Here is a 6,278-nt window from a genome sequence, read left to right as displayed (position 1 = left end):
GACCATTTGTCCAGCGCCGATTACTGTTTGGGTTGCCATTTTCAAGGCCGTTTCTCGTGGCAATCCTGTCTGAACACCCGCATCTGCCAAAGCCTCGATAAAGAGATAGACAAAAGCTGGTCCACAACCTGCGAGACCTGTCGCCGCATCGATTAAGCCATCCCCCAGCTCAACCAAGAGGCCAGCCTTGGCCAATAATTGACAAAAGAGTTCACCGTCCTGAGCACGACAGTTTGCTGACATGGCATAACTAATCACTCCTTGCCCGATAGCCACTGGAGTATTGGGCATGATGCGAATGATTCGGTGGTGACTTGGAAGTAGTCTAGCTAGTTTTTCCAAGGTCAGTCCAGCTGCCATGGAAATCAAAAGAAGACTATCTCTTTTTTCAAGAACGGTCTGGTGTTGAGCAAGCAGTTCAGAAAACTGGGCTGGCTTTACTCCTAGAAAAATCACATCTGCTTCTGCAAATATTTCTTCATTGCTGGAAGCCTGACCACCGAAGTTGGCGATGAAAGCATCTACTTTTGCTTGACTACGATTGGCAAGGAGAATCTGTTCATCCGTCTTGGCCTGCAAGACAGCCTTGGCCAAACTAGCACCCATATTTCCCAAACCGATAAATCCAATTTTCATCTCTTACTCCCTTATCTGTCCGTCACCAGTAACCACATACTTGTAGCTGGTCAACTCTTTCAAGCCCATTGGCCCACGCGCGTGCAGTTTCTGAGTAGAAATGCCCATTTCACACCCAAGACCAAATTGGCCTCCATCGGTGAAACGAGTTGAGGCATTGACATAAACCGCTGCAGAGTCTACTTGATTTGTAAAGTAAGCCGCAGCTTCAGCATTTTCTGTCACAATGGCGTCCGAATGATGGGTACTGTGGGCTTCAATATGCTCAACCGCTTCTTCTAAACTGCTCACAACCTTAACCGCTAGGATATAGTCTAAAAACTCGGTGTCAAAGTCTTGGGCCTCAGCTGATCGACCTGAAACAAACTGACTTGCTTTGCTATCTAGGCGGAATTGAATCGCTTCCAACCCAGCTTCTTTTCTATCTGCAACCAGAACTTGCTCCAAGCGAGGAAGGAAGCTTGCTGCCTTGTCTTCATGAACAAGTAGAACTTCCATAGCATTGCAGACAGAAGGACGACTGGTTTTAGCATTGTTGATGATAGACAGAGCCTTGTCTTCATCGGCATCCTTGTCCACATAGACATGGACAATCCCAGTTCCTGTCTCGATAACAGGTACGATAGCATTTTCAACCACAGCATTGATCAAGCCAGCTCCTCCACGAGGAATAAGAAGGTCTAGATAGCCCTTTGCCTTCATCATGGCATAGCTACTTTCTCGGCTGGTATCTTCCACTAGTTGAATCACATCAGGATGAATGGTAGTCGTCTCCAAGCCCTTCTTTAAGGCTGTGACAATAGCATGGGCTGTTTGATAGGCATCCTTACCACTACGAAGAACAACCGCATTTCCACTCTTGAGAGCCAAGGCAGCCGCGTCAGACGTTACATTTGGACGGCTTTCATAGATAATACCGATGACCCCCATAGCCACACGTTTCTTTGTGATAACCAAACCATTTTCAAGTTGACTTGTTTCTAAAACTTCACCGATTGGATCTGGTAAGGCAACCACTTCACGAATACCCGTTGCCATCGCTTCTATACGCTCTGCATCCAAATAAAGACGATCCAGCATGACATCTGAGGTTTTCCCCTTGGCTGCCGCCATATCAAGGGCATTGGCCTCTAAAATGCCTTCAGTAGCTGCCAATAAGTGATCAGCCATAGCTAACAAGGCTTGGTTTTTCACTGTTTCACTAGCAGTATTAATTGACTTTTTAACAGCCTGTACTTGTTCAAATTGTTCTTGTGTCCTTACCATTGTTCACCTCTAAAATTCTGTAAAGAGTAGCTGGATTTCAGGAGTGATGGAAATCCAGTCATCACGGTGAATCAAGACTCCCTTAGCTTTTTGAGAACGGAGCATATCTTCTAGGGCTGAGACACCAAATTGGACACGTCCCTTTCCAAGAGATTGACCTGTTTCTTTATCTGCTACTGTGACAATATCATGATAAGAGAAGTTTCCTTCCACTTCTACCACACCCGATAAAAGGAGACTTTTTCCGTTTTTTGAAAGGGCTTCTGCAGCTCCACCATCTACCCAAATCGTTCCCTGACTTTGAGCATAGAAAGCCAGCCATTGTTTCTGAGTACGAAGGCCCTTCTCTTGCGCAACAAAGAAGGATCCATCCTTGGTCTCGTCTGCTGCCTCAATCAAGGCATCTGATTTCATGGACGAGCAGATATAGACTGGCACCCCCGACTCCGTCGCGATCGTAGCCGCCTTAATCTTAGTCAACATCCCACCGGTCCCATTAGATGAACCTGCTCCACCAGCCATATCAATAATCTCACGATTGATGGTCTCGATTTTCTCAAGTCGTTTGGCTCTTGGATCTGAGTTGGGATTGCCAGTATAGAGACCATCAACATCTGTCAAGAGAACCAAAAGGTCTGCCTGCACCATAGCCGCTACCTGAGCACTCAGAGTATCATTGTCTCCAACCTTGAGCTCATCAATAACGACACTGTCATTCTCGTTGATGATAGGAATGGCACCACGATGAAGCAATACAGACAAGGCCTGGTGGGCGTTCTTATAACGACGTTTATCTACAAAATCATCCTGTGTTAGCAAGATTTGCGCGGAGACGATTTGGCGCATGAGGAGGTTGGTTGTGTATTCTTCTAGGAGCAAACCTTGGCCTACTGCGGCCGAGGCCTGCTTATCTGCAATCTTGGTCGGACGTTTTTTAAAGCCCAAAGCTCCAAAGCCAGCCGCTACTGCCCCAGATGAAACCAAAATCAACTCATGCCCGGCCTCATGCAACATAGCTAATTGTTGGGTAATTGCCTTTACTTTACTTCTTGATAAACTCCCGTCTTCATTTGTTAAGGAGGAGGTCCCCACCTTAAAGACGATTCGTTTGTACTTCATATTCTCACTCCGATTCTTCATATTTATCCATTATAACATGAATGTTTTAAAATAGAAAAGACTTGAAATGAAAAAGGTTGAGACAGCTATCTCAACTCTTTTATCTATTCTCAGTTTTACGCAATCTTTCCAGCGTTTCTTTAAAAATTTCTGGAATATCTGCTGTGAACTCCAAGGTTTCACCTGTTCTCGGATGGGTAAATCCTAGAGTCTTAGCATGGAGGAATTGTCCATGTCCTTTCAAGGTTTTGCGTGGACCATAGACCTCGTCACCCGCGACTGGATGACCTATATAAGCCATGTGAACACGGATTTGGTGGGTACGTCCTGTTTCCAGTTGCAACTCTAACAAACTATAGTCTCCAAAGCGTTCCAAGACTTGAAAACGGGTCACAGCTGGCTTGCCTTTGGCAGTCACAGCCTGTTTCTTACGATCTTTTTCACTCCGACCAATCGGTGCTTCAATCACACCACGATCATTTGGCAGATTGCCGTGAACAATCGCCCAGTATTTGCGTAGAGACTTTTTGTCCTTGAGCTCTTGGGCAAGTGCCAAGTGGGCCTCATCATTTTTAGCAATCATGAGAAGACCAGACGTGTCCTTGTCAATGCGGTGGACGATTCCTGGGCGGAGAACCCCATTGATACCCGACAAGTCCTTGATATGGTACATGAGGGCATTGACCAAGGTGCCACTGGTATGACCGGCGCTGGGATGAACCACCATACCTTGAGGCTTGTTGACAACGGCGACGTCCTCATCTTGGTAGATAATCTCCAGAGGAAGTTCCTCAGCAACATACTCCAAAACCTCTGGTTCTGGCACATGGTAGGTGACGATATCCCCCTCTTGGACAGTGTATTTAGCTTTCTTGACTTGGCCATTGACCAAAACTTGTCCAGCCTTGATTTGTTCATTAGCGAGACTACGTGACAATTCTGTCAAATCTGACAGAGCCTTGTCTAATCGCACCCCACCTCTTTCAATTTTTATTTCCATTTACTTCCTCTTTAAGCATTGCAATCAACAAAACAATCACACCAACTGTCAAATAGCTATCAGCCACATTAAAAATCGCAAAGTTGATAAAGTCTAGGTGAAACATATCCACCACAAAGCCTTGACTCATTCTGTCGATAAAGTTGCCCAGACCTCCCGCGATTATCAAAGTCAGTCCAAAGACCTGCCAGAGAGAGTCCTCCATGTGTTTATGTAGATACCAAATAGCACCTGCCATGACGACCAGTGTAATCACAGCAAATAACCACTGCTGATCTTGCAGCATGGAGAAGGCTGCCCCACGATTTTGTAGATAAGTCAAGCTAACGAGATTGGGGATCCACGAACGCACTTCACCCAGTGGAATCTGCTGGAGAACATAGGCTTTAACCCACTGATCCAGCCCAATCAAAAGCAGTACAATGACTGCCACTATTCCTCTTTTTTTCATGATTTCCTCTTCTGATCAAAATATTCTTGCATAACCTCAACGAAGAGTGTCCCAGCTTGACTTAGCTCCACTTCTTCACGTTTGACATAAACCATGCGGTTATCTAAATTATCCTTGAGACGAATGACTGTAATGCCATTGACACTGTCACTATCTAAAAATCCAGACCCAGTCGCATAAGCATCTGTCCGTTCCAAAATACCATTCAAGGTAGCACGGTCGGTCACATTGAACATCTGCGAGCTCGCGCTGGTATCGACAAAGTTCTCTGAATAGTAAAGGTACTCGTCCTTTTCCTGAGTAAAGCGAACTGTTGGCAAATCCGCTAAATCCTCCATGACCAGTTCCTCTTTCTTTGCTAAAGGATGTCCTTCACGCAGATAGATGTGGGTCTGAAAAGGAATCAACTCAATGACTTCAAGCCCCAACTTTTCAACCCGTTGCATGATGCCCTTTTGGTTTTGGTTGTTGAGGTAGATAATCCCAATCTCACTATGCCCCTGAGCTACTTCGTCTAAGATTTGAACTGTAGTAGACTCAAAAATGCGGAAGTTCTTGTAGTCAGGATAGCGCTCTGAAAAAGCCGTAATAGTTGGTGGCAAGAAGTCATAGTGCTGGCTAGCAATAGAGAATTCATCTTTTTCTTCCTCAGGATTGGCATACTGGTTTTGAAAAACATCAAATCCTTTAACTAATTCCTGCGCTTTCTCGTAAAATTCCATACCACGACGGGTCAAGAAAGTCCCTGAACTCGTCCGACGGAAAATTTTAAAGCCTAACTCTTTTTCCAAATCGCGCACAGAAATAGATAGACTCGGCTGACTAACATACATCTTTTCAGCAGCTTCACGGAAAGTACCACTATTGGCAATGGCCACAACATAGCGTAATTGTTGAATGTTCATCTTTTACCCCCAACTTCTCTATCTGTTCATTATACCATAATTCAGAAGTTTTCCACAAAGGAAAAAGAATATTCATCATAAAATCTAACTACACTAGACTTAAAAAAAGATGGGTACCAAACTGGGTACCAAAACAAAAAAATAGGCTCTCCGAAAAATCGGAAAGCCTTATTTAATGCTACTTCTAGCTTCCTCGCCTTTATATTTCAAGGCTCGGGATAAAAAGGTTCACTGGACCTTTTTATTTAGCGATTGGGTAAACAGAAACTTGTTTTTTATCGCGACCTTTACGTTCAAAGCGTACTACGCCTTCAACTTTAGCGAACAAAGTATCGTCCCCACCACGTCCAACGTTTACACCTGGATAGATGTGTGTACCACGTTGACGGTAAAGGATTGATCCACCTGTTACAGTTTGTCCGTCAGCTGCTTTAGCTCCAAGACGTTTCGCTTGTGAATCACGTCCGTTTGATGTAGAACCTCCACCTTTTTTGTGGGCGAAAAGTTGCAAGTTGTTAAGAGTCATTTTTAACATAATGTTTTCCTCCGTGTTAGTTTTCTGTGATAACTCTGGTTTGGACGAACTCAGAAGAGTTCTCCGATAAGTTTGCCATACCTAAGAAAAATGATTCGAAGAATAACTGGGTCATTTCTCTCTGGTGCGAAGGAAGATCCGCTGGTATTTCAACCTTTAGATAGCCACCTTCATCTTCGTTTAATTCTAAGATTGGTTCATAGCCTGCAAATTTCTCAATGGAATTGACAAAGTTAACGGCAAGCGTAGAAACCGATGCACACACGACATCTAAGCCGTATTCGCCACTCTCGGCGTGTCCAGTGATTTCCGCACTCCTCAGCTCGCCATCTTCGGCTCTCTCAAAGACTGCTTGTATCATGTGTT

At 44.6% G+C, this 6,278-nt stretch carries 8 protein-coding genes; all 8 read right to left on the bottom strand.

What is annotated here, in order from left to right; translation table 11 throughout:
- Window positions 1–636: pyrroline-5-carboxylate reductase (gene proC / locus HMPREF9184_RS04985; RefSeq protein ID WP_000689668.1), on the bottom strand; the 636-nt coding region annotated here is incomplete at its 3' end.
- A gap of 3 nt (window positions 637–639) precedes the next feature.
- Window positions 640–1,902 (bottom strand): glutamate-5-semialdehyde dehydrogenase, encoded by a 1,263-nt coding sequence (locus HMPREF9184_RS04980; protein WP_000252665.1) that lies wholly within the window; start codon window positions 1,900–1,902, stop codon window positions 640–642.
- A gap of 9 nt (window positions 1,903–1,911) precedes the next feature.
- Window positions 1,912–3,021, bottom strand: coding sequence for a glutamate 5-kinase (gene proB / locus HMPREF9184_RS04975; RefSeq protein WP_000875723.1), 1,110 nt, complete (start codon window positions 3,019–3,021; stop codon window positions 1,912–1,914).
- A 100-nt stretch (window positions 3,022–3,121) separates the two neighbouring features.
- Window positions 3,122–4,021, bottom strand: coding sequence for an RluA family pseudouridine synthase (locus HMPREF9184_RS04970; protein ID WP_000403184.1), 900 nt, complete (start codon window positions 4,019–4,021; stop codon window positions 3,122–3,124).
- Window positions 4,005–4,472, bottom strand: a complete 468-nt coding sequence (lspA, locus tag HMPREF9184_RS04965; protein ID WP_000745692.1) for a signal peptidase II — start codon at window positions 4,470–4,472, stop codon at window positions 4,005–4,007. Before lspA ends, HMPREF9184_RS04970 begins: the two co-directional genes overlap by 17 nt.
- Window positions 4,469–5,377, bottom strand: coding sequence for a LysR family transcriptional regulator (locus HMPREF9184_RS04960; protein ID WP_001025722.1), 909 nt, complete (start codon window positions 5,375–5,377; stop codon window positions 4,469–4,471). The genes lspA and HMPREF9184_RS04960 overlap by 4 nt, the downstream gene beginning before the upstream one ends.
- Window positions 5,378–5,618: 241 nt before the next feature.
- The gene (gene rpmA / locus HMPREF9184_RS04955; protein WP_000916509.1) at window positions 5,619–5,912 is read right to left on the bottom strand and encodes a 50S ribosomal protein L27; all 294 of its coding nucleotides are present in this window, start codon (window positions 5,910–5,912) and stop codon (window positions 5,619–5,621) included.
- A gap of 16 nt (window positions 5,913–5,928) precedes the next feature.
- Window positions 5,929–6,273 (bottom strand): ribosomal-processing cysteine protease Prp, encoded by a 345-nt coding sequence (locus HMPREF9184_RS04950; RefSeq protein ID WP_000613706.1) that lies wholly within the window; start codon window positions 6,271–6,273, stop codon window positions 5,929–5,931.
- Window positions 6,274–6,278: the final 5 nt, after the last annotated feature.

This window comes from Streptococcus sp. oral taxon 058 str. F0407 (assembly GCF_000235485.1).
In the GTDB taxonomy this organism is placed as follows: domain Bacteria; phylum Bacillota; class Bacilli; order Lactobacillales; family Streptococcaceae; genus Streptococcus.
The sequence above is the reverse complement of the archived record's forward strand: the minus strand, read 5'-3'. Positions and strand labels throughout refer to the sequence as shown.

Bases quoted from the DNA above. Each gene is read 5' to 3' on its own strand.
- HMPREF9184_RS04970 (WP_000403184.1), bottom strand. From the start codon at position 4,021: ATGGAAATAAAAATTGAAAGAGGTGGGGTGCGATTAGACAAGGCTCTG.
- lspA (WP_000745692.1), bottom strand. From the start codon at position 4,472: ATGAAAAAAAGAGGAATAGTGGCAGTCATTGTACTGCTTTTGATTGGG.
- HMPREF9184_RS04960 (WP_001025722.1), bottom strand. From the start codon at position 5,377: ATGAACATTCAACAATTACGCTATGTTGTGGCCATTGCCAATAGTGGT.
- proB (WP_000875723.1), bottom strand. From the start codon at position 3,021: ATGAAGTACAAACGAATCGTCTTTAAGGTGGGGACCTCCTCCTTAACA.
- HMPREF9184_RS04980 (WP_000252665.1), bottom strand. From the start codon at position 1,902: ATGGTAAGGACACAAGAACAATTTGAACAAGTACAGGCTGTTAAAAAG.
- HMPREF9184_RS04950 (WP_000613706.1), bottom strand. From the start codon at position 6,273: ATGATACAAGCAGTCTTTGAGAGAGCCGAAGATGGCGAGCTGAGGAGT.
- rpmA (WP_000916509.1), bottom strand. From the start codon at position 5,912: ATGTTAAAAATGACTCTTAACAACTTGCAACTTTTCGCCCACAAAAAA.